The sequence below is a fragment of the Wolbachia endosymbiont (group A) of Philonthus cognatus genome, assembly GCF_947251755.1.
GTDB lineage: Bacteria > Pseudomonadota > Alphaproteobacteria > Rickettsiales > Anaplasmataceae > Wolbachia > Wolbachia pipientis.
In genome coordinates this window covers 1,710,160-1,733,961 of the sequence record NZ_OX366388.1, presented here as the reverse complement: position 1 = coordinate 1,733,961, position 23,802 = coordinate 1,710,160, and the positions used below count along the sequence as shown (strand labels likewise).

Sequence of the window (23,802 nt, the reverse complement as noted above, 5' to 3'; positions counted from 1 at the left end):
GAAGTAATTTTTTTCGTTAAAGTAAAAAATTTTTTCTATAGCTGATCAAAGTGGGATCAAGAGAAACTTACCACTTTCTTTACAAAGGGTTTGATGTTACCATTTGACTGCCTATTCTGAATTTATTGAATGAACGTTAACATAAAGAATCTAGTTCATGCTTTCTCTAAATTGCCAAGTTTAGGGCCATCATCATCACGCAGGTTAGTTATACATTTACTCCAAAACAAAGAAAAAGTTATGCTACCACTTGCATCTTTGATTAAAGAGCTAGCAGATCTTATAATAGAGTGTGAAGTTTGCGGAAATCTAGATACTAAGTCACCTTGTTCTATTTGTACTAACCCAAAACGTGACACTAAGTTACTGTGTGTAGTAGAAGAATTAGGTGATCTATGGGCGTTTGAAAAAGGAAATATATATTCAGGTTTATACCATGTTTTGGGTGGCAGATTGTCTGCAATAAATGGCATAGGTCCAAAAGAACTCAACCTTGACACTATTCTGAAAAGAGTGACAGAGTCTAAAATTGAAGAGATAATTATCGCAATTAATCCGACATTAGAGGGCCAAGTTACTGCACAATATATAATTGAATTGCTAAAAAATTTGGATGTGAAAATATCACGCCTTGCTTGCGGCATACCAATGGGCGGAGAAATTGACTATCTTGATGAAGGAACGCTGAGGATAGCACTTACTTCAAGACAAGAATATGAGTTAAATATAAAATAAGACATGTGCTTAAAAAAACTTATATCGCTAATAACATTCAAAAAGAAAAAAATAGTGCCACCACTTAAAGTGGTGGCTTGGGAAAATGACCACCTAAACTATAAGCAATTTTCAGGTAAATTCAACACTATAATTAAAACAATTGATCAGTCTTTTACAATAATATCTTTGGAAGGATATGATGGATGGGGCAAGACGTTTTTTTTGAAAGAATGGGTAAAAGAGTTAAAACAGCAAAATGAAATTGCAGCTTATTATAGTGCATGGGATATCAATGCATTGGACCAACCACTGCCTTCTTTTTTAAATTTCCTATTTGAAGATTTATTTGTATCGTATAAAGTAAAAAGAAGTGTTATACAACAGTTCAAGAACATAAACCAAGAGCTATTTTCTCTAAACACACTAGGAAAGCTGATCAGTAAATCTCCACTTGCTATGCTTTCAGTATTTCTTGATGCTGCAAAAGAGGCTGATAAAAAAGACATAGGTTTTGTCTTGAGTGAATTAAGTCTTCTCCAAAGAAGAAAAGAGAGTACTAGAGATTTTAAAACACAGTTAGCGGATGTGGTTAATAAAATCAGAAAAGACAAAAACATTTATATAATGGTGGATAATCTTGATGTGTGCCGTCCTAAATTCGTTGTCGATTTTTTGGAATCTATAAAGTATATGCTTGATGTGGAGGGGCTGGTTTTCATTATTTCTGTAAGTAAAGATAAGAGTAATGTACAAAGAGCAATCAGCACAATACTTGGACCAAATTTTGACCTAAAATCTTTTACTGATCTCTCTTTACATTTGCCAAAACAACCGATAGAAAAATTTACAAAAGAACTATTTGAAAATATTAAATTACCGAAAAAGTCAAAAAATTTGATTGTAGATAGTTTTATATTTTATACAGAAAGCCTGTCACTATCGTTAAAAACAATAGAATACTGCGTAAAAAAAATAAAGCTGTGTCTTCTGAATCACACAAGAGAAGAATTACCTGATCCGAATTTGTTTTCATTTTTGGTAATACTGCAATCGATAAATATTGATATATATGAGGAATTAGGTTTTTCATATCAAAGAGCATTGGAAAAAATTGAAAATGAATATAAATCTTTAGTTCTAAATGGTCAAGAAGAATGGGAAAAACTTAAAACCTCTCTAGAAACTGCTTTTGCAGAGAGGGAGTCAAAAATTAACAAAGCTATAAAGGATATACTATTTTGAAAAGATACCCTACCTTTACATATACAAAGATAGGGTAACATTTGATTAACGCCCTTTTACTATGTCATTACCTTGTTCAAACTTTCTGATTAATTCGCTTACATTGACATTAGATAATTTTTTACCTGCAGATTTGTCATTATGTGAAGCATCAGGTTTACGAAGGTCTTCCTTACTGTTACTCCTAGTAATATTACATCTAACAATGTTTGAATTATTAGACTTATCGCTTACATCTGAAATATTGCTTTTTTCACTACATGAAGACGAATTACTCGACATATTGCCTAAGCTAAAGAGCTTTTTACCTTGATAGATTGGATTCCAATCAAGTGGATTATAAGTTTTTTTGCTAGTCTCAACCTTTTGGTTATTTTGCTGTTTAGGAGAAAAACCAAGTTTTTCTCTTTCTTTCTTGCTTAGCGTTTTGAGAAATTTTACGGTTTCTAATTCATCAGTTGCTTGTACTTTATGTAAATCAAAGCTTTTTTGATGGTTATCCTGCTTAACATTTTCCATCATTTTATCTTTTATTGTTCTATCCTCATCATCAGAAGTGCTGCTACTAATATCACTGATACCACTATCCCCTGAATTGCGGCGTTGTTTGTTAGGAGTGCTATGAATGTTGTCTTCCATGAGTTTTTGCATTGTTGGGCCAAATGTTCTTCCAAGATTGCTACTCACTGTTTTATTACTATCATTTGCTTGAGAATGAGGTACATTTCGCTCAAAAATTGCTTTTATTCCAGCAAATTTAGCTTGGGAAGATTTCGGAGGAACAGGTGGGGCAACCATGCCTTTTGAGTTAATCTTTCCTTCATTTTGAGGAAAAATTTTTGGATTATTTTTTTCTACTGTAGTATTCATTTTTTTACCTCTAAACCTATTAACTAATAAAAGTATAAACTTAGAGGTATTAATTTTGTAATAACAATGCTAATAGATTACCGCAGTTTCAATAAGCATCACCAGAGGATTCTCTATATAATGCTTAAAGGCATTTAAAAACTTTGCTCCGAGTGCCCCATCAACTGCTCTATGGTCAACAGAGAGCGTTACTGTCATTATTTCTGCTATTTCTATTTTCTCATTCATAACAATTGGTTGTTTTTTAGATGCACCAACTGCCATAATGCAAGATTGCGGCGGATTGATTATAGCACTGAAGGCTTTTATACCAAACATCCCTAAGTTGGAGATAGTAAACCCTCCTCCTTGAAACTCTTCAGGTTTCAATTTTCCAGATCTTGCTCTGCTTACTAAATCTTTCACTTCTTTTGATATAGATAAAATACCCTTTTTATCAGCATTTTTTACTATAGGAGTAATTAGCCCATCTTCAAGTGCCACAGCGATTGAAATATCTATATTTGAATATCTCAGTATTTTATTATCTATCCACGAAGAATTTATATCAGGAAATTTTTTCATGCTGAAAGCTGCAGCTTTTATGATTAGATCATTAATTGTTACTTTATTGTTTTCATCTGCTGAGTTAATCTCGTTTTTTAACGATATTAACTTATCAACCTGGCAATCTACAGTTAAATAAAAATGTGGAACATTCTGTTTTGATTCAGTCAGGCGCTGTGCTATCACTTGGCGCATGTTGCTTACTTCAACTATGGTATCTTTCTCAGGACTTTCAGTATGTATACCACTGCCTAAAAACTCCAACACATCAGCCTTAATTATGCGACCATATGGTCCTGTACCTTTTAATTGCTGCACATTAACCCCTTCATTTTGAGCTATTTTCTTAGCTAATGGGCTTATTTTTGTTCTACCTTCTGCATAACCCTCTGTCATCTGAGTAGCTGACACTGGGATCCATTCTTCTTTTCTAGATCCCAGCGTCAAGCACTGGGATGACATTGAGGGGTTGGATTCCAGCGTCACGCGCTGGAATGACACCGAAGAATGACTTATTGGCTTTCCGTTTAAATCTTGGTGTTCTGATTTTTGATTATCAACAGCACTTTTTGTCACTTCCTTTTTAACTGCACTATTGATGGAAGTTGAAGTATAGTTGTTAAGTGCACTTTCATCTTCTCCTTCTTCCAGCATTAAAGCTATTGGTTGATTTACAGGCACGCCACTTGTTCCTTCTGTTACTAAAATTTTTGCTAAAACTCCTTCATCTATAGATTCAAACTCCATTATGGCTTTATCAGTCTCTATCTCAGCAATTACGTCGCCTACTTCAACTTTGTCTTGTTCTTTTTTATGCCACTTTACAATTTTTCCTCCAGTTTTGCTCATTGTCGGTGAAAGAGCAGGCATTAATATTTCTATAGGCATTGATTTTGCATTTAAAGATCTATTCAATTTTTAATTTACTCTTTATCTTATGTCAACCTAATCGTGAATTATGATGAATAAGTCTGTTACACTATCCCTCACGTTATCCCAGTGCGTGACACTGGGATCTTGGTTCAGTACTATTATCCTATTGTTTTTATTATTTAGCCATAGCTTGTTTGCTAACAACTTTGTTTCAACCAAATCAAATAAGATCAACATGAGAACGGGGCCAGGGTTTCACTATCCTGTAAAATGGATATACACTTGCAAAAATCTGCCCCTGAAAGTGATAGAAGAGTTTGAGAGTTGGAAAAAGGTCTGCGATATAGATGAAGACTGCGGATGGATAAAAGGCAATCTTCTTAGTGATAAGCGCTACGCGATTGTAAAAGAAGATACTTATGGATATCAAAAACAGAGTGTAGACAGCAAGATTACTATGAAAATAGACAAGTTTGTTGTGATGAAGATAGAAAAATGCAACGAAGAATGGTGCTTTCTTTCCACCCCAAAACGCAAAGCATGGGTACAAAAAAAACATATATATGGGGTTGATTAGGTTGACAAAAGATCTGAATTAACACTAGTTTCTGGGCCTTCTGTAGCATGCTCTTCAGATGAAGCAGAGGGTTCTTGAGGCTCTGGAGACTGTACAGGGTTATCACAGAAACTCCTTAACATCTCCTCAGCGGATGAATCTAAAATTTGTACAATAGACTTTTCACTCTGCTCTTTTAGCGATTGATCCACTCTAGAAATCAACTCAGAAAACTCGCTACCTGATTTTTCAGCTTCATTTTTTATTTTACTTTCTATGCTTGCAATATTGCCTTGTTCAATTTCTTCTTTTGTTATGTTGAACGAATTTGCAGCATCTTGATATCCAATCTTGCAATTTCCACAACCAATTATGCAAAAAGCAATAGAATTAGATATTTCGCTTGCAGCCCACTTATGTATAGCGTAAGCCAAATAATTGTCATGGTATTTAATGCTAAATTGTTGTTCTATTAGCTCAGAAATTTTATTCTTTAGAGACATAAAGTACCCTCCTTACATTCGTTATACCTTTTTGTTAAGATACAGCAATTACACCATTTACTACATGCTTTACTTTAATTAATTATTAAAACGAGAGCATAATTTTCAGAGTTATATCTTTTTACCTTAACAATTCTTTTTTGAGTTCCTCTTTAATTATCCCACTTATATTCACGTTAAGATCCCCTACCCAAAAATCAGTCATAGTTTCAAGATCGTATAGATCCTCTATTACTTTTTTAATAGCAGCATTTATTTCTTCTTCGTCAAATTCCTTTATAATAGGTCTAATCTTCACATACCCTGGAGAGCCTTTACCATAAATTCCTTTGCTTTTATTAATGCAGCCACCTGCACCAGATCTACTGCTTCTCAAACCACTTCCACACTCTACTGTTTCATACTTGATTTCACCATTTTCTATATATGCTATTTGATTGTCTTGTGTAGACTTCAGTTTATCTGCCTTTACAATTTTCTCCTCTAGCTTTAAATCTTGCTTATGAATTACTGTTTCCTTATAACCCTTACCACCGTATGTTCTATACTCACCTCCACCTGCAACAGTAATCAGTTGCTGGCAATGTTGCTTCTGCGAATTGCACATTTCTATGAAAACAGGTCCCCCGTCCTTATCTGAGAGGTTACTTTCCTGGTTACCCCCTCCCTCTGTGACTTGCACCTTAATTATAGGATAATTAGGATCGATTTTCAGTTTAGCTTTAATATAATCTCCTGGCATCCCTACTCTGCTTTCAGTAGAATGGCATTTTTGATTGTCACAGCCACTACCTTGTATATGACCTGCTTCACCACTTCCCCACGCTTCTATTTTAATACGATCAAATTTTATTGATAAGTCATCTGTATAAACATCTTTATTTTTATGATCATAGGATTTTTCATTATTTTTTTCAAGATCTGGTTTCTTATTTTTCAGATGTTCCTTGATTATCTCTTTTAATTTTTCTTTTAATTTCTTTTTGAGACCTTCTAAATCGAACCTACACAATTTATCAGCGTAAAAGACCTCCGTTCTGTTTGCTTTAATTGGTGCTTCTTGTTGTGTGACAACGCCATTTGTATTTTGTGAAATCTTTGTATAAAAAGGTTGAGTGTTTTCTTTGTCTACATATCGTGTTGAACGGCTGCATGTTCCAGTAAAGCAGATACAACCATCATCACCTTGATTACATTTTTCTCTATGCTCTACATCCGTCAATTTGTATACTACTTTCAGTCCTTTACTAGATTTAAATGTATCGTCTATCTCATCATTTCTTTTTACACAGTAACTGCATTCTCCCTTCTTCTGCTCATTTTCATCAGGGAAGAAAACATACTCTTGCTTATTAAATATTATTTTATCCAACCTCTCTTGAGTTTCTTTCAAAGGGTAAACTATTTCCTTGCTTGGAAGATAATAGAACTGATTTGATTCCTTGGAGTAAACAGCATTGTATTTAGTATATCTTGTTCCCATTAATTTTAGTGGTATTATTTTATTTTCTCTTTTAAGAACAAACTCCTCTGGTTCTGGCTGCCATCCAGAAAGACAAAGCATTTTACTGTTAGAATTTCCTTTATACTTTACTTCTATTTCCGGCTGCCCAGAGTTATTAAATTCACATTGAATAGATTTGTCTTTTAACTTTTTCTCAGAATCATTAAAACTATAAAAACTTTCGCCTTTAGAACATTTAATTTGCACATCAGGAACATAGCCATATTCTTTCAGAACTTTAAATTGTTGCGGATTACTTTCTAATATACCTTCTATAATATTATCAATATTACTATCAGTTGTTTTTGCTACTATTGCTGGTTTTACTACTTTTAAAGATAGGGGGCCAATGTTTATAGGATGGTTGAGGTCAGTATTAACATTAAAAGTACAGGAACCATTACTATAGGTTCCATGTGCTTTAGCACAAGTGCTCTCACTCATCTTCATTTCTACTTTCAATGTATTTTTATTTACTATCTCCACTATCTCAGGTTCTGGAGCAGGTGGTGCAGGAAAACAGCGGACGAACTGTGGATTTTGTTCATTTATACTTTGAGTTCCAAGGTATTCAGCACAGAGCTGGCCCTTTTTTCTATAGGTTTTGAAGTAGTACGTGATGCCATCTTTGTCTAAAATAGAGCGCCACTCAGCTTTATTTTCTCCATACCCTTTAGGGAAATCTAATTTTTCTCCAATCTCTCCGTCTCTTCCTTTCAGATCACCAATGATTACCTTAACCTTAGGATTAAAGTAATCATTGTCTTTATCTGTTATAGGAACAATTCTAACTTGTGGAGGTGACATTGCAAGTTGCTCGCAAAATGGAGGGGGGCTAGGTGCAAGTGGCACGGGAGCACATTTTACTGCCGTTTGGTAGCAGGTATCACAGACTTTTTCCATCTCCCCAGGACGAAAAATATTCTCACCCGAAAATACTCTAGAACCCCATGAAGAAATTCCTGACATACAAGCCCCTTTGTGACTGCAAGCACATATTTTAGGAGAGTTAGCGAATCTTCTTTTTTCCTCATCAGTAACACCGTCTGCCCATTCCCATTTAAGACCCCGAGCAATTTCTCCTCCAGCTTTTGTTTTATCCCCTTCCCAATCAATAAAAGCTGCAGCAGAAACTCCAGCTCCTGTACCTTGCGTTCCATATATCTGGCGGCAGGATTCCCCACTTTGTAAGTCATAACAATAACTTTGTCCATCATAAGCACATACTCTAATTTTGGGATTAAAGTAACCATCAACTCCTTGATCTTTTATTGCTTGCACCTTAATTTCCTTTACCCAATCTCCACCAACTATTGCTTCCAACCAAGTATTACTTTCTACAAATGTTGGACAATCAGCATATCCTTGATACGAAAGACCAAGTATCAAAAAAAATATCAATAAGAAATTAAGCCTTACACTTCTCATAAAATACCGGTAACCACTCATTAACTTCTTCTCCTTTTTCCTTTATTGCCTCGTACATATACTTTATCGTCTCTTTGTTAGCTGAAAGTACATGTATTTCTTGCATATTCTTTAAATCTAAATTTAAAGTTACTAATCCTTTATACTGTTTTATCAAAAATAAACCTTCCTGCGTTGGCGTCTGCAGAATTATATTCAGCTCCTCTTTTGATAAAGAAAATGCTTTCATGTATAATCTATTTGCATTGACGTTCGGCATCAAGATTCTTGTATCAACATGTTTATCTAAATATTGAGTAAATTTGCTAGCAAATGCGAGATTTAAATTTTCAGTACTTAGGATTACTACAACATTTAGTTCCGTCATTCTTTGCATCCAGTTATCAAACTCTTTCTCTGTAGGAAAAATATTACTTATCTCCCATGCTTCATCCAAAACAAGTATTGCAGGCGAGCCATCACATTTTGCCTCAAAAGAATATAAAAAATAGTAAAGTATCACGGACATACATTCCTTTTGTTTTGTAAGGTTTGCGGTGTTGAGAGATATAATTTTTGTTTCCCAGTCAATATCTGATTCATTACCATCTTGAAATAAGTAAGCAAAGTCACCATCGTCACACCATCTACTTATCTTACCCCCAAGGAGCAAGAGCACCTCAGAAATTTGTGAAATAGAACGTGATTCCTTGGGTATAGCAAATATAGAATCCACAATTTTTCTTATCTTTTCTTCTACGTCCACCAAGCTCGTATCGGCTACCATTCTTCTGATCAGTTCAACCAACATATTGCGATTGGAAGCACTATCTTCAATGTTTAGTGGATTAAATTTTAGGCTTTTGTCCTTATATTTTGGGTCGATTATGTAATATTTACCACTCACTGCTTTAGTAAAAATTATTGATTTTCCAGTGTTATCCAATATGACAATTCTTGGGTTAAACTTTCTTGATTCTGATAATAGAAAATTAATGAGTGAAGTTCTGCCTGAATTTGGAGCTCCGAGTATCGTAGTATGGCCATTATTTCTTTTTCCATGAAAATTAAAGAAGTAAGGATTTCCTTTTTTTGAGAAAAAAATCATTACCGCTTCTTTCCACCTTCCTCCTTTTAATGTACCTGACGTAAAATCGTGCAGCATAGCAAAGCTGCAAGCGTATTTTGTTAAGATATTTTTCGGTTGCGTAATAAAAGCAAAATTGCCTGGAAGTTGTGCCCAAAAATGACTTTCCATATGTAAATCAGTTCTAAACATCATGAAGCCAACTAATGACATTATAGAAGATAAATCACTAATACTTTCAGCTAACTTATTCCTATCATCTGCAAATATTGTAAAAATAATTTTCTGTTGGCAGAAGTCTATACTAGAGGTCTTTTCAAGCTCTATTATTTCTTCAATTCCTGAGCTTTTAAGTAAGGTATTATCCTCACTAATTTGCAGCATGTTGATTTGTTTTTTAAATTCTTTTATTGCTTTGTTATTACTAGTAAATATCATTATTTCTGTAATGATAAATTCAGATTCAAGCTGCAAGCATCTATCTATATTACCTAAAGAGATTTCCCGGTATTCTTTTATGCTGAAAATAGAGCCAAATTTCTGTTGATTTTCAAATATTGTTTGAAACGTATTGAAACCAAAAGCTATTTTAAAATTTCTAATATATTGCGACAGGTCCCTTTCATGTATTGGATAATCTTTGTGCGTTAATGTAACAATATAGTGGAGAAATTCTATCATTTCAGAATATATTTTACCTTCACTAAACCTTAGACTCAGTTTTTTAGCTCCAAAAGGTCCTAAATCATTTTGAATTACGTCAGTTATCTTTTGCAACTCCTGATGGCTTTCTTGTAAAGACAACTTATGCTTATTCTTTATTCTATTGAAAAAAAACGAATTATTAGTATGCTTGCCAAAATCGCTAAACAATATTACAATGTATAGTTCATTTATATACTGTAATTTACTATCAGTTAGTTTATTAAACCACGTTGAATGTAGGTTGTCAGAGAAGTCTTCAGTTTTATTCCATTTCAAGCTCAGTTTATTGCGCTTTCTAACGGTATGAATCCAAACGGTAAAATACAGGCTATTAATATTTTTTGATATGCTTTTTCTAATTTCAGTTCTGAGGTCGCTGTAGTTATCAACAGAAGAATAATCTTCTAACTTGATTATTTTTAACAATTCTCCCTGTTTTGTTAGTATGGTTTCTTCATCGTAATGACAAGCATAAGGAACAAAATCTAAATCAATGCTTTCTAGTAATGCTAAGTTGTTCTTTTTTTTAAGCTTAGAGTTAACTGTTGGTACTTTTAACTGCATATGCGTATTCAATAAAGATAATTAAAAAAGATAAAAATACTATCTTAATTTTTATCTTTTTTTTCGCTATCGGATTGTAATTTTATATCTTTTGCAAAGTTAAATTTTTCTTTTAAGTAGTCTGTTGCCTTTTCTGTACTACCGAACACCAGGACCAGTACACCAAACATTATCATAAAAAAGATTAGACCTCTGAACACTACTGCAAGTATCACTGCAGCTATACACAACCCTATGATTGTTGAAGGACTCATATTTTCTACAGTATCTTTAACTGAAAATGAAGAAATAAAATTTTTTACCGTTTCTTGTATACCCTTTAATTCATCACTCGCCGAACTTGCTTCGCTAGAATATGATGCAAAAATGAAACTTAATAAGGCTATAAAAACCAAAACTTTATTCAATTGAATGCGCATCAACTAAACACCTTTTAAACATTCCTCAAATATAACAACTTTTATATCAATAGGCAAGAACTGAATTCACTTATTCACTACAAGTAACACATATTTAATTTTTACCGCTGCGAACATGCTGTAAGCTCTTATCATCAACAAGAGGACTCACATTAATGGATGTTAATTTACTTGATAGGAAGTTTGAATGCAATTCAGCTACTGCTGCTATAGCAAGCACTGCAACCATAGCAAGTAGTCCTGCTCCTATCAATCCTGATGTCATTGCTCCTGCAACAATGCACCCTATTGTGGAGAGAGCACAACCTGCTACAAATGCAACGTGAAGATTTCTGTTATTGGGTTGTTTTTCAAGTGGAGTATCTTCACCCTTTTTCTTATTCAAAGGAAATTTCTGCACGATTGTAATGGCGTTTTTTCTGTCCCTTTTTTCTTCGGGTTGCATTGAATCTTTTGCCTGGCTGCCTGTCATCTGAGTAGTTTGACTATTTGTATCCATACTTTCTTTTTCTCTGGATCCCAGTGGGCTTTGTTGCATCGCTCTTCGGATAGTAGGTAACGTACAATAAATTCATGAAGCTATCTCAAACTTAGCCATGCCTATTTCAGTAAATTTGTTAAGCAAATAACACTTGAGTAGCAGTTCCTTCTCACGATTAATTTCAGATTTGCTCCTAAAACTAAACCCAAATATTCGCTTCAACCTTGAGAAAAATCCTTCAATATACGATCTTTTTCCGTAATTTACTTCTTCTTTCCATCTTTTTATACCATTCTCACCATGTAATTTCATTAACTGAATAGCGGCATTTCTATCAAGCATATAATCCAATTTTGGATGCTCTGCTGCGTTGTTTTTCGGAGGAATTTTCGTTTTTATACCATATTGATTACACAGCTTATAGAGCTTTTCTCTGTCATATGCCCTATCTGCATATAGTACTTTTATGACATACTGAAAATCGACTTCTTTTAGCAAATCACAAGCTCCATAGTGATCAGAGTAGACACCGTTACTGTATTTTACAGCTATGGCTTTTTTGCTGTTTGTATTCAACATTACATGCAATTTTCTTGTCTGTTCATAGCTGCGATACTTTCTATCTTCGCTATTTTCTTTGCTATGACCAGGAGTGTTGTTGTATATACTAATTCCTGTACTGTCTATAGCAATTTCGATATCTTCCATATTATTTTTATCAATTCTGCAATCATTGATCTTAATATTGAGTTTCTTAAACCTTCTTGATGATTGTGAATAGCTGATAACTTGCAAATTTTTCCCAATTTGCTCAAGGTATCCTGCTATAAACCCAACTGTTTGCCTCAGGCCTATTCTAAATAAACAAGTTATTATGTGCACCAAAATTACAACTTTATCGCTATAAATATTGTTGCCACCTGGTATTTTTGGACCATTCTCGTACCACTTTTCTATGGCTTCGTTGATATAATGAAAAATATTTCCTCTTTTTTCTAGAAATTTGTTATATTCGCTATGGTTACTGACCCTCATTTTTTGTGGCATATTTTTTCTTTCAAGGTTAAATGGCTATTTTATAATGAATTTTGTCAGTAGCCACCAGATTTTTCAGTTGCTATGCAACAAAGCCATCCCAGTGTCACGCACTGGGATGACACCTGTGGTGACTCTTTCTCAACTTGATCTTCAATCTTTTTATTATATTTAGAAGGAGATCTTCGTCCACTTGGCCCTTTGGACCTTGTTTTAGTTAGGTGTGCTAATTTTGTCTCTCCTTCATCCTCTGGTTGTAAGCCATTATCTCCTTCAACAGAGCTCAATGTTGAGTTTAAACTTTCCTCAGATGAAGTGCTTGCTATTGATGTTAAACTGTTTTTTCTACTATTTATTGGTGATATCGAGTTTTTTTCACTCAGTCCAGGTGAGTCTATTCCACTATCTGAGTCATTGCCACTACTGAGTTTAGAAGTTTGCTTCTCCTCTATTTCTTTCACAACCTTGCTATATTTTTCAAACACTTCCTCTGTAACATCTGAATTACTAAGTATTTTATTATCACCACTTTTTTTCTCAGCTACATTCAAGGGTGTTTCTTGTGTGTTGTTTTGCTCTTCAATATGTTTTAGCTGCATTTGATCTTCAATATTTTCTTCAACAGCATTTGGTATTGAGCTTACACTGCTGCTCCTGTTAGTAATATCCAAAATTGTTTGTACTATTGCTGCCTTTTTTTTTGAGTCTAGTTTTTTTGACTCTGTTATTTCTGCTTTCAACGCTGGAAGAAAGTGTTGGATATAATTATTATAATGTTCTCTTTTTTTCCCCACTGATTTTTCTAACTCAGCTAATGCTTCAGGACTAGTTCCTTGCTTGGATGACTCTAAGTGTTTTGCAATAGCCTGCTCATTTTGTCGTTCTCTCAGTATTTTTTCCAATTCAGCCAATGTTTTAGGACTAGCTCCCTGCTTGAACAACCTTTTGCATTCTTTGGAAGTCTCATCTTGATTTTCTTGATAATTTTCTGCTGTTACCTTTTTGTATATAGTGTTGCTCAATTGTTGGTTAATATCTCCTTCCTTACTCTTAGGTTTTTTAAAGGGACTGTGCATAACATTCCTCCATACATAATAAAATGTATAGATACCTCTTTAGCGTTAATTTTACATTAAAACTGGGCAATTATGCCATATTATAAATAATTGCGGCAACTTGCTTATTGGAAGGTCGCTTAACTATTTGCTTTCTGGGCTTTCTACTTCTACAGATTTGCTATTAATATGATTCTTTGCTTGTTGAACTAACATATCCACTACTTCTTTTACAGGCTTTTCCCTATCAACCATGCCAACACTTTGGCCGGCCATTAAAGATCCTGTTTCAACATCTCCTTCAATCACTGCCCTTCTTAAAGCTCCAGCCCAGAACTTTTCTATTTCAAGCTGCCCATCTTCTTTTGAGATCTGTCCCTTTTGGTATTCATCAATAACTTCTTTTTGACGCTTCATGAAGTCATCGCTTGCTTTGTTGGCTATAGCTCTTACAGGAATTACAGGAAAATCAGCACTTATCTGTACAGAAGGTATTGCATTACGTGCGGCCGATTTAATAAACACTTCCTTAAAATTTTTGTGGGCAATTGACTCATTAGTGCAGACAAATAATGTACCTATTTGACAGCCACTTGCTCCCATTTCCAGGTAATTAACTATCATTTCACCTCTTCCTATTCCACCTGCAACAAACACTGGTATTTGTTCATTTTTAAAATGAGGCAATATCTCTTGTGCAAGAACAGAAGTGCTAACTGGACCTATATGCCCACCTGCTTCCATTCCTTCTATTATTAATGCATCTACTCCCATTTTTACTAACCTTTTCGCAAGGCTTAATGCTGGTGCAAAGCACATAACTTTAATGCCTGCACCCTTGATTTTTTCTATATTAGGCTTTGTTGGCAGTCCACCGGCAAGCACTATATGGCTCACTTTCGTTTCAATACACACATCTATCAACTCACTCAACTTTGGGTGCATAGTAATTAGGTTTACACCAAATGGCTTGTTAGTTAATTTTTGTGTCTCTATGATTTCTTTTTCCAGTAAGTCTGGGAACATTGCACCACATGCAATCACACCAAAACCACCAGCGTTTGAGATTGCTGAAACCAAGTTTCTCTCTGAAACCCAGCTCATAGCACCACCCATTATCGCAAACTCACTGCCAAGAAAATCTGTTCCTTTTTTCCAGAGGCTACTTAACATATAACCTATATCATGCGTTTAAAAATGTTTTGCTTATCTATAAATGTGTGCTTTAAGGCGCCAAGTATATGTAAGATTATAAAGAGTACCATAAAATATGCAAGCATCGAATGTAGCTCGTTAGCCGTGTTAGCTAGATCTTTGTTTTGATTAATCAACAAAGGGATATGGAAAAAATATTTGATCTGTTTGCCAGAAGCAGAAGACATGACATAGCCAGATAGTGGCATTAGCACCATTAAAGAATATAAACCAAAGTGCACTGCTTTACTTGTATTGATTACAAACCGAGAAAAATTTGCTGGAAGTGGTGGAACATAAGTAAAGACGCGAAAAAATATGCGTACTATGATTAATCCAAGAATAGTGATACCGCAAGCCTTATGAATAGCGTATATGTTGAACTTAATTTCATTGCTAAGTGGTAAGCTTTTCATATAAAGTCCAGAGCAAAGCATACCGATAATAAAAACAGCCATCAACCAATGGATAACTCTTAAACCTAGGCTATATTTATCGTCTTCCATTTTGATTACCCTAAAGTAGCATTTATATAATAGAAAAACTATTTTTCAATCAAAATTATTAAAGCAATTTAGATTTACCGACAATGTAGCTATACAAATTCGACCCAGCCGAGAGTCAAGTAGCAGGCACTGGCATCTAAGTCATAGAAACGGATCAAATGCAAAACTTACTTGACACCCTTCGCCAGCCCCCTTATCATGAAACTGAAGCTATTTATTTATCTTCTCTGTACAGATTAAATGACAAAAAAACTCAACGTATCTGGCGTCTCATGTTTAATTTTTTGCACTATGTGCACTCTATGTCTTTATCAAATTTCTAGGTTTTTACCTATACAAGCTGAAATACGCTTATAAAGCATTTAAAACATCAAAAAACGCCAACTTAAAAAATGGATAGTGAATAATTAGCTACCCTAGGGTTTCTTTTGCCTTTTTTTCTGTTTAGTAAATTCCTTAAACATTTATGACTAAAGGTTAGTTGCATTAAAAAGCAGCTAAATCGCGGTTATTAAGCGTTTAGAATAAAAAAACGCCATACTTGAAAGTATAATGCAAGTAATTAGCCAACCACGGGGCTTCTTTTGCCTTTTTTTCTGTTTAGTAAATTTCTTAAATATTTATGGCTAAACGACAATCGTCATCCCTGTAAAGGTCAAGTATCCCGCTACGTGTTAGCGGCTAAGAGATACCCGGCGGTATGACGGTTCGTGATGGCATGACGATAAGGTTCCAGTGTCAAGCGTTTGGCATGCAAATTTCCTTAAACGTTCGTAAGCTTAAAACTTTACTTTAGATCAAACTGCTGTATAGTGACTTTATAGCTTCAATTTTGTAATGAATATACCTAGTATAGAAAATTGTGATCTTCACAATAAAACCGTCTTACTCAGAGTTGATTTCAATGTTCCTATAAAAGATGGAGAAATTCGTGACGTCACTCGTATTTTGAGAGCATTGCCTACTATTCAGTATTTAGTGAATGCGAGTGCAAAGATTATTATTATATCGCATTTTGGACGCCCAAAGGCTAGAGACAATAATCTGTCGCTAAAAAATATAATTGACACTTTATCACAGTTACTAAATAAAAAAGTGAAATTCATTGATGATTGCGTTGGTGAAAAAGTGCAAAAAGCAGTGAGTGCTATGGATGCAGGAGATATAATATTACTAGAGAATCTAAGATTTTATGAAGGTGAAAAGGAGAATGATGCAAACTTTGCCAGACAATTAGCATCTCTGGCGGATACATATGTCAATGATGCATTTTCTTGCTCTCACAGAGCTCACGCTTCTATTTCACGCATTACAGAGTTTTTACCTTCCTACGCGGGATTTTGCTTGCAAGATGAGCTAAAGTATCTTGAAAAAGCTGTATCGTTTAAAGCTAAACCTATTACTGCGATAGTTGGGGGAGCCAAAATGTCAACTAAGATAAAAATGCTTATAAAGCTAACAGAAAAGGTTGATTACCTAGTTCTCGGAGGTGCAATTGCTAATAATTTTTTGTCATTTAGCAAAGTAAATATAGGGAAATCTTTCTTTCAAAATGGTGTTGACGACCTTCTGCATAATATTCTTGAAACAGCAAATAAAAACAATTGCAAAATAGTTGTGCCAGAAGACGTTCTGGTTGCAGTAAACTCTGATTACAGCACTAGTATTTCAAGAAGAACTGAGTCCATTTTGGACGGTGATATAATTTTGGATATCGGACCACAAACTTTGAGTACAATAAGCAGTATAATAGCAAGCAGTAAGACTCTGCTGTGGAATGGACCTATTGGTGTTTTTGAACATTCAGCTTTTGCAAGTGGTACAATAGGGGTAATGAAAATCGTAAGTGACTTAACGCACAAAGGAAAGTTAACCAGCATAATAGGGGGAGGCGATAGTCTATCTGCAATAAGTGCTGCAGGCTTTACCGATAAGGATTTTACATATGCTTCCACTGGTGGAGGAGCATTTTTAGATTGGTTAAGTGGCGATGAAATGCCGGGAGTTGCTGCTCTGCAAAAATGATTAGATTAAAACTTTTTTAAATTATTTCTTATAGGCTAGCTTTTTTGTGAACGTGATTATGTCGAAGACAGTTAAACTAATTTTGTGTTTAATAATACCAATAATAGGATTTATTTTTTATATTAGGGATCATTATTTTCACACTGACTATGTAGAAGAAAATAATTTTGAACCATTTTTCAGTTCACAACCAGCCACCATTTCCAGAATTAACTGACTTCGATAGAGGAGTGTTGAAAGTTTGTGGAGATTGGGGAGCGCATCCAGATAAAGAAGATTTCAAAATTTTACTTAGTTGTCTGCAGCATCAAGAAGTAGTGAAAGAAATATATGATGAGCTTGATCATCAAATTGTCACACCAGATGCGGATTTGGAGCTATTTAAAGATGAACTGGCTAACATTTGGTTTACAAATAGTGGAAGTGAAAAAGAAACTATAGGGTTTGGACATATTTTTTGTGGTGAGCCAAACGATAAATTAGGTGGCATGCATTTTGTAGGCAGATATGTTGAAGCTCAAGAAGATAAATGGGCAGGTGCGATTTGGAATCCTGTGCAATAAATCAGATATTAAGCCGCCAGTTTATACATTTGGAATGAAATATTTGGGCAAGGATGGAGAAGTGAAAGTTAAATGCCCAAATGGATATGCATATAACCTTCATGCCGATAATTTCTGCAACTAAGGCGTTTAAGGAATTGGGAAAAGATGGAATGTGCCTGTATAAAATGGAGGATGACAATTATCAATCAGTATTTATAAGAAAGAATGATGCTATACTCACGTTCTATCCTGACTTAACACCAAAATGTGATGATAAGAGCACTTATTGTAGTTGCAGTAAATCTTAATTTATTTTAGCCAAAGATATATACCAGCAATGATGCCGTTGATTTTATACTTCAAAAATCAGGTAACCCTTTCTTAGGTATATTTTCAAACTCACCAATTAAAGTTTTTATATCTTGTGGTAAATCAGAGACAAATTCCATGTATTCCTTACTTTTTGGGTGGTATAAGCCCAGTGTATAAGCATGTAGTGCTTGTCTGTTGAAATTACGAATAAAACTAGAGTTTTTAGCATATTTTGTGCTTTTACTACTATTTTTCCCATAAACTTGATCACCAACTATAGAATGTCCTATGTGGCTCATGTGGACTCGAATTTGGTGCGTTCTACCTGTTTCTAAAGTGCATTTAACGAGGCTTGCTTGTCCTATAACTTTCTCTACTGAGTAATGAGTGATTGCTAATTTGCCCGTTGTTTTTGTAACACACATCATTTCTTTATTACCACGCTTTGGAGCAATGTTAGTTTCTATAGTTCCCTGCTGGGAAGATAATATTCCCCAAACTACTGCTAAGTATTCCCGCTTTATTTTGCGATTCGATAACAATTCAGACAAAAAACTATGGGCTGCTTCATTTTTTGCAATTACCATTAGCCCACTAGTATCTTTATCGAGTCTATGAACAATTCCTGGTCTTACATCAAGGTGAGCGATAACTGCGTTCAAAAGCGTATCATTGTTTGTCCCAGCACCTGGGTGCACTGTTAATCCACTTTGTTTACTCAGAACTATAATGTCCTCATCTTCATAGACGATATCAAGTTTTATGTCATAATTAGGCTCAATTGATGTGGATATGTCAGGTTGAACGAGATGCACCACATACTCTTCATCTGGTTTTACTATGTAGTCATTATTAATTATCGGTGTGCCAAGTAATTTCACCTGCTCATTTTGTATCAATCTTTGCGCTTTGCTGCGTGATATGTTGCATTTTTCAGCTATATAGGTGTCTAACCTTAATTTCTCTTTATCATTATTAACACTTAAGGTTACTTCTAAGTGGTCTATAACAACTACCCCGCGCGAGCTACTGCAAATGCTGCTTGAATATTTTGATCTACAAAATCAACTTTTGTACTAGGAAGATCACCTTGTTTTTTAATATGGCAAATTGTTTGAGAGCCATCTTTCCAGTGAATTATTATTTTGTTATCAAAATCCCGTAATGTTGCCTCAACATTTTTTTCTTTATTATCTTTTTCTTCCAGCTTAATAGATTCTAATAAATAATATAGAAAGTCACTTGGGTTGCCATTGATTTTTTCTTTCCATTCATCTGTTTTTTCTTGTTCAGATTTTTTTTGCTCTAACTTTTCCTTCTTTTGCTGCAGCTTATTTTGTTCTGCTTCCAGCTCTAACTTTCTAACTGTGTCACGTAGTTCTTTGACTTTATTTTCTAACACTAATAATTTATTAGTATTATTTCCATTGTTAGCTTCTAAATCAGGCGTACTTGGTTGAGCTTGCTTCTTTTTTATTTCTTCTAATTCATTCCTTACTACGTTTAATTGCATCTTCAATTCCGTTTTTTCCTTTTCTGTATCCTCTTTTAACTTTTTTAGCATGCTAAGGAACTCGTTATTATTAGACTGCGTAGTTGATTGAAGCTAGCCTACAAAGCGGCTTGGTTCAAATCGTTCAATCTTATCTTCAGCAATTTTAATAGCATTCTCTAACCTGGAAAAAGTACCTTCAATATCTAGTGAATGTGCTTTTTTTGTCAATTCTTTAGTGTTGTTTAAAACTTCTGAAATTTCTGCATGTAGCCAATCTAAATCTTTTTTGATGTCTTCTCTGATTTTTTTTAGGTGATCAAGCGTTTCTTTAATGTTAATATTTGCAGGCTTTAAAAGACTATTATCAAGTAAATCGCAAGCTTTTTTAAGGTTACTGTCAAATGAGTTGCAAAGCGGACTAAGTAGTTTTTTCATTAGAGATATTAGTTCATTTTCCCTTTTACCAAGCTTATTTTCTACTACTGATACAACCATGCCCTTTCCAGACCAGTATGGAAATAGAAGACCTAAAGAACTGTGTTTTCTAATAGTATGATTTTCATGATCCACGCTATTACTTATTAGATTGCTAAGTGTTGATATGATGCATAAAAGAATAGCGACTAATAAAGCTATTAATATTATTGGAGCATTAATGGATTGTGATATTGCTGAAACTACTATAATAGCACCAAATACATATGATCCTGTAAACAAGAGAATCCTATTTCTATTTTCTGCTTCTATATCTTCTAGTATTTTTCTCTGCGTCTTAGAAATTGGTAAAACTATTGAAAGCTTTTTCCTCTTACGATCTAAATTTGTTACAATTTCAATTTTTTCGGCTTCTTGAACAATCTGGCTGTACTGTTCATCAACTTGATAGTTTCCTACTTTTTTATCTATCTCATTCTCTTTTATTTTTTGTGTATTTATAAAGTTTATAACAGCAGTAAATAAGAAAACTGCAAGAGGAATAAAGGCAAGAGGTGCTGGCGTGAACGCAAATCCAGCAATACTTACTATAACAGGCTGAATAGAAAAGGTAGTAAATGCTATAAGAGTAGCAATGGTACTTGCTATCGATATAGTACCAGAATACTTTCTTATAGAGCTCAAAATTCTACTGGGCTGGTCAGAAAGTTTTCTAAATCCTAAAAAATCAAAATAGTCTTTGAAAGGATCTTTAGTGTCTGTAACCATAACATTTTTCTAGTTTAAACTTATTTAGGTATACATTAACCAAACCTTAAAATCAAGTTTCTTAATTTTTCAACATGTGCCAAGGCCTATTAGAGCGCACTTTATTAATCTTTATGTAACGATTTGTTAACCAAATTGAATGTGTGCCATATGTTTTTAGATTGGCATATTTGATAGTTTTAGTATTACAAACTGAATAGTCGAATTCACTTAATTGAATTATTAAATCAACTTTATCACAATTTTCTAGAATATCTTCTTCCTTATAAGCTAGCAACACTGATTTATTATTTCCTTTATTATATATGCAGCCATAATCGTTACACTTTAGCCTTTTATCTGAGTTATTGTATTTTTTATGATTCAAAATTTGGTTCTGCCCATTTTGCTTCGCCCATGTTTTGACAACAAAGTTCCTATTTTTCCTGGTGAGAGAATATAGTAAGTTATCACTTTCTTTTACAGCAACATTATCAGCATTTATTAGTATGTCGGGGGTTTTATATGCGGTGCTAAAGCAAATACCCAGCACAATAAAGAAAATTCCGAAGAAACGCCAATTTCTTTCCCACAAGCACAGCCACAATAAACCAAGTGTTATTATAATAATTGATGATGCAGGAAAAGTGCGAATGGGAATAACCAAATACTGAAGACTAGCGATAGCGTTTGTTATATACAAAATGCTGTCAATTGGGCGTTCTATAAGTGGCGCTATAATCCATTCAATACCGAAAGGAATCAACAAAACATAGATTATTCCAAGTGGAATAATAATTAATGTAACTATTGGTATAGCAACTAAATTTGTGATAATGCCACTAATTGAAAAATAATTAAAATTGTATATCGTGTACGGAACAGTTGCTAAACTTGCTATTACTGAGCTAATCATTATCGACACAAAATATTTCATTATTTTTATTTTGAACAATTTATTAGCATTAATTTGATAACTGGCAACCAGTGCCAAAACAGCAGAAAATGACATCTGAAAGCCAGGCTTTAAAATTACTTCTGGTTCTATGATAAGTATCACTGCAGCAGCAAACGCAATTGCTATTAACCCTCGATATTTTCTCTCTATCATTATTGCAACGAGTACTAAAATCACCATGATGTAGGCACGCTGAGCAGAAATTTGCATACCGGTAATCAACAAATAAAACGTGGTTGGCAAAATGGTAAGAAATGCAGATATTTTCTTGGTGTTATACTTAAGAGTCAAAGTTTCAGATATTGCGAATAAATTACGAAACACTACAAAAAACAGACCAGCAACGAATGATAAATGCAAACCAGATATGGCAAACAAATGTGCTATACCTGAATCTCGTATCGCGTCCATAGTTTTTTGATCTATGCCGTCTTTTTTACCGATCAGTAATGCAGAAATTATGTCTACATGTGGTTTTTTGATATTTTGCTGCAGGTTTTCATAAATGTATTGACGGAAAGATTCTATATACTCTAGAAATTTCCTTGCTTCAGCCTTTTTGTGCAGGGTTATTTTGCTTGTTGCAAAACCTGTTGCACTTATTTTCTGGTAATATGCTATTCTTGCAAAATCGTATGCATACTCCGAAGGCGCAATTTTTGGAGGGAAGAGTTTTGCTGATAATTTTACTTGATCGCCTATTTTAATGCCTTTTTCCACTTTGGTTCTAACTGATATTCTGATGTTATCTAGAGCTCTATCCGGTGTCATTCCAGCGCGTGACGCTGGAATCCATATCTTTTTTTTCTGGGTAAGGTCAAGTACTGGGATGACAAAAGGGGGCGCTGGGATGACAGGAGAGGATTTTGAGATAGTAGGGGATTTTCAACAGAAAGCAGAAATTGTTTATATGAGCCCCTGTCGTTAATATCCTTCACTGTGGCAACGATATCTTTTACATATCTCTCTTTATCAAGAATTTGAGTATCAACTAAAGCTGTTCTTAATTTACTAGCTGTAAATCCTATGAGCACTGCAATTAAAGCGATACACAATATCGCGTACCTTTTATACAATATTGCAATCAAAATTAGTGTGGGTAAAAGCAAAAGAAAAATAGATATGCAGCTTGGTTCAAAACTTAGGGAAAAATAGGTTAGAATTCCTACACACTGAAAAACAGGAAACCACAGTATCAAGTTATATTGTTCATTGCGCAGATTGTTACGTATATAACTAACTATTATGTCAAGAAAAGTTAATAAGTGTGTCGATATTTGCATGTGGTGAAATTTTATTTTTCTTTTTTCATTATTTGTATATATAATAACTAAATAAGCAACGACGCGGGATGGAGCAGCTCGGTAGCTCGTCAGGCTCATAACCTGAAGGTCGTAGGTTCAAATCCTACTCCCGCAACCATTTTTAAGGATATAGTTGTTCCACTTTCCAATCGCTTCCCTCAACAAGAGTGTATCTAAATCTAATATGCTTCCTATATTCACCTTCTTGCCAAAATTCAATTACTTTTGGGATTACGCAAAATCCCACCCAAAAATCAGGACGAGAAACTTGTGTATTGTGAAATTCTTTTTCCTTCAATTTTATAGCTTGCTCAAAATCTTGCCAATCTTTCAGAATGCTCGATTGTTTTGAGCACCATGCGCTAATTTGACTACCCAGCGCTCGAGAAGAGAAGTATTTGTCAGTTCTTTCATCGTTTAGAAGTTTAACCTCTCCTTCAATTCGCACTTGCCTAGCAAATTCTATCCAATGAAACACTAACGCAGCTTTGGGGTTCTCAGTCAATTCTTTCCCTTTTTTACTGTTTACGTTAGTGAAAAACACAAAACCTTCTTTGCTATATTCCTTTAGTAATACCACTCTTGCAGATGGAATACAGTCTTTGCTACAAGTTGCTAGCGTCATTGCAGTTGGTTGTTCACACGGAGAATTAAGTACTGCTTTGTACCACTTTGAAAACAAATCAAATGGATCTTTTTCAAGTGAAAATATCATAT

The 23,802-nt window shown here is 34.4% G+C and carries 20 protein-coding genes, 1 tRNA gene and 2 pseudogenes; 6 read left to right on the top strand and 17 right to left on the bottom strand.

The window, feature by feature from the left end; translation table 11 throughout:
• The first annotated feature begins 129 nt into the window (after positions 1-129).
• Positions 130-735, top strand: coding sequence for a recombination mediator RecR (recR, locus tag OPR21_RS08095; protein ID WP_010963080.1), 606 nt, complete (start codon positions 130-132; stop codon positions 733-735).
• 3 nt (positions 736-738) lie between these two features.
• Positions 739-1,959 carry a KAP family P-loop NTPase fold protein gene (locus OPR21_RS08090; RefSeq protein WP_077190565.1) on the top strand — a complete coding sequence of 407 codons (1,221 nt, stop codon included), beginning with the start codon at positions 739-741 and terminating at the stop codon, positions 1,957-1,959.
• A gap of 45 nt (positions 1,960-2,004) precedes the next feature.
• On the opposite strand, the gene OPR21_RS08085 is transcribed toward OPR21_RS08090, so the two are convergent.
• Entirely contained in the window at positions 2,005-2,829 is an 825-nt protein-coding gene (locus tag OPR21_RS08085; RefSeq protein WP_007550761.1) for a hypothetical protein, read from the bottom strand.
• Positions 2,830-2,898: 69 nt separating this feature from the next.
• Positions 2,899-4,263, bottom strand: a complete 1,365-nt coding sequence (locus tag OPR21_RS08080) for a pyruvate dehydrogenase complex dihydrolipoamide acetyltransferase (protein WP_006280214.1) — start codon at positions 4,261-4,263, stop codon at positions 2,899-2,901.
• A 70-nt stretch (positions 4,264-4,333) separates the two neighbouring features.
• Between OPR21_RS08080 and OPR21_RS08075 the strand changes: the two genes are divergently transcribed.
• Positions 4,334-4,825, top strand: coding sequence for an SH3 domain-containing protein (locus OPR21_RS08075; protein WP_007551030.1), 492 nt, complete (start codon positions 4,334-4,336; stop codon positions 4,823-4,825).
• Here OPR21_RS08075 and OPR21_RS08070 read toward each other — a convergent pair.
• The 9 genes and pseudogenes from OPR21_RS08070 to OPR21_RS08030 form a co-directional block, all read right to left on the bottom strand.
• Positions 4,822-5,307, bottom strand: a complete 486-nt coding sequence (locus tag OPR21_RS08070; RefSeq protein WP_236514438.1) for a WBM0748 family T4SS-associated protein — start codon at positions 5,305-5,307, stop codon at positions 4,822-4,824. The genes OPR21_RS08075 and OPR21_RS08070 overlap by 4 nt on opposite strands.
• Before the next feature lie 121 nt (positions 5,308-5,428).
• Positions 5,429-8,239, bottom strand: coding sequence for a hypothetical protein (locus OPR21_RS08065; RefSeq protein WP_265029939.1), 2,811 nt, complete (start codon positions 8,237-8,239; stop codon positions 5,429-5,431).
• Complete coding sequence (locus tag OPR21_RS08060) at positions 8,220-10,574, bottom strand: VirB4 family type IV secretion/conjugal transfer ATPase (protein ID WP_265029938.1); 2,355 nt, start codon at positions 10,572-10,574, stop codon at positions 8,220-8,222. Before OPR21_RS08060 ends, OPR21_RS08065 begins: the two co-directional genes overlap by 20 nt.
• A gap of 44 nt (positions 10,575-10,618) precedes the next feature.
• Complete coding sequence (locus OPR21_RS08055) at positions 10,619-10,993, bottom strand: hypothetical protein (RefSeq protein WP_006279398.1); 375 nt, start codon at positions 10,991-10,993, stop codon at positions 10,619-10,621.
• 94 nt (positions 10,994-11,087) lie between these two features.
• Positions 11,088-11,330, bottom strand: a pseudogene (locus OPR21_RS08050) (hypothetical protein); the annotation flags it as partial.
• Between the two features lie 234 nt (positions 11,331-11,564).
• Positions 11,565-12,521 (bottom strand): IS5 family transposase, encoded by a 957-nt coding sequence (locus OPR21_RS08045; protein WP_265029812.1) that lies wholly within the window; start codon positions 12,519-12,521, stop codon positions 11,565-11,567.
• Between the two features lie 44 nt (positions 12,522-12,565).
• Positions 12,566-13,585: a hypothetical protein gene (locus OPR21_RS08040; RefSeq protein ID WP_265029937.1), complete on the bottom strand. Its 1,020-nt coding sequence runs from the start codon at positions 13,583-13,585 to the stop codon at positions 12,566-12,568.
• 123 nt (positions 13,586-13,708) lie between these two features.
• The gene (locus tag OPR21_RS08035; RefSeq protein WP_077188405.1) at positions 13,709-14,737 is read right to left on the bottom strand and encodes an NAD(P)H-dependent flavin oxidoreductase; all 1,029 of its coding nucleotides are present in this window, start codon (positions 14,735-14,737) and stop codon (positions 13,709-13,711) included.
• Positions 14,738-14,742: 5 nt separating this feature from the next.
• Positions 14,743-15,264: a cytochrome b gene (locus tag OPR21_RS08030; protein WP_077188404.1), complete on the bottom strand. Its 522-nt coding sequence runs from the start codon at positions 15,262-15,264 to the stop codon at positions 14,743-14,745.
• A gap of 837 nt (positions 15,265-16,101) precedes the next feature.
• Between OPR21_RS08030 and OPR21_RS08025 the strand changes: the two genes are divergently transcribed.
• Positions 16,102-17,289, top strand: coding sequence for a phosphoglycerate kinase (locus OPR21_RS08025; RefSeq protein WP_077188326.1), 1,188 nt, complete (start codon positions 16,102-16,104; stop codon positions 17,287-17,289).
• Positions 17,290-17,347: 58 nt separating this feature from the next.
• A pseudogene (locus tag OPR21_RS08800) lies at positions 17,348-18,142 on the top strand (EndoU domain-containing protein).
• A gap of 51 nt (positions 18,143-18,193) precedes the next feature.
• Here the strand turns inward: OPR21_RS08800 and OPR21_RS08010 are convergent.
• The 5 genes from OPR21_RS08010 to OPR21_RS08645 all read right to left on the bottom strand — a co-directional run bounded on the left by OPR21_RS08010 (position 18,194) and on the right by OPR21_RS08645 (position 23,064).
• On the bottom strand, positions 18,194-19,087 hold the full coding sequence (locus tag OPR21_RS08010; RefSeq protein ID WP_236515211.1) for an RluA family pseudouridine synthase: 894 nt from the start codon (positions 19,085-19,087) through the stop codon (positions 18,194-18,196).
• Positions 19,088-19,158: 71 nt separating this feature from the next.
• Positions 19,159-19,710, bottom strand: a complete 552-nt coding sequence (locus OPR21_RS08005) for a hypothetical protein (protein ID WP_265029935.1) — start codon at positions 19,708-19,710, stop codon at positions 19,159-19,161.
• A gap of 42 nt (positions 19,711-19,752) precedes the next feature.
• Positions 19,753-20,844, bottom strand: coding sequence for an MraY family glycosyltransferase (locus OPR21_RS08000; RefSeq protein WP_265029934.1), 1,092 nt, complete (start codon positions 20,842-20,844; stop codon positions 19,753-19,755).
• A 61-nt stretch (positions 20,845-20,905) separates the two neighbouring features.
• Entirely contained in the window at positions 20,906-22,552 is a 1,647-nt protein-coding gene (locus OPR21_RS07995) for a ComEC/Rec2 family competence protein (protein ID WP_265029933.1), read from the bottom strand.
• Positions 22,549-23,064 (bottom strand): hypothetical protein, encoded by a 516-nt coding sequence (locus tag OPR21_RS08645; protein ID WP_265029932.1) that lies wholly within the window; start codon positions 23,062-23,064, stop codon positions 22,549-22,551. The genes OPR21_RS07995 and OPR21_RS08645 overlap by 4 nt, the downstream gene beginning before the upstream one ends.
• 62 nt (positions 23,065-23,126) lie before the next feature.
• Between OPR21_RS08645 and OPR21_RS07985 the strand changes: the two genes are divergently transcribed.
• Positions 23,127-23,203 (top strand) — tRNA-Met (locus tag OPR21_RS07985).
• Positions 23,204-23,206: 3 nt separating this feature from the next.
• Here OPR21_RS07985 and pdxH read toward each other — a convergent pair.
• Positions 23,207-23,800, bottom strand: a complete 594-nt coding sequence (gene pdxH, locus OPR21_RS07980; protein ID WP_022626142.1) for a pyridoxamine 5'-phosphate oxidase — start codon at positions 23,798-23,800, stop codon at positions 23,207-23,209.
• Positions 23,801-23,802: the final 2 nt, after the last annotated feature.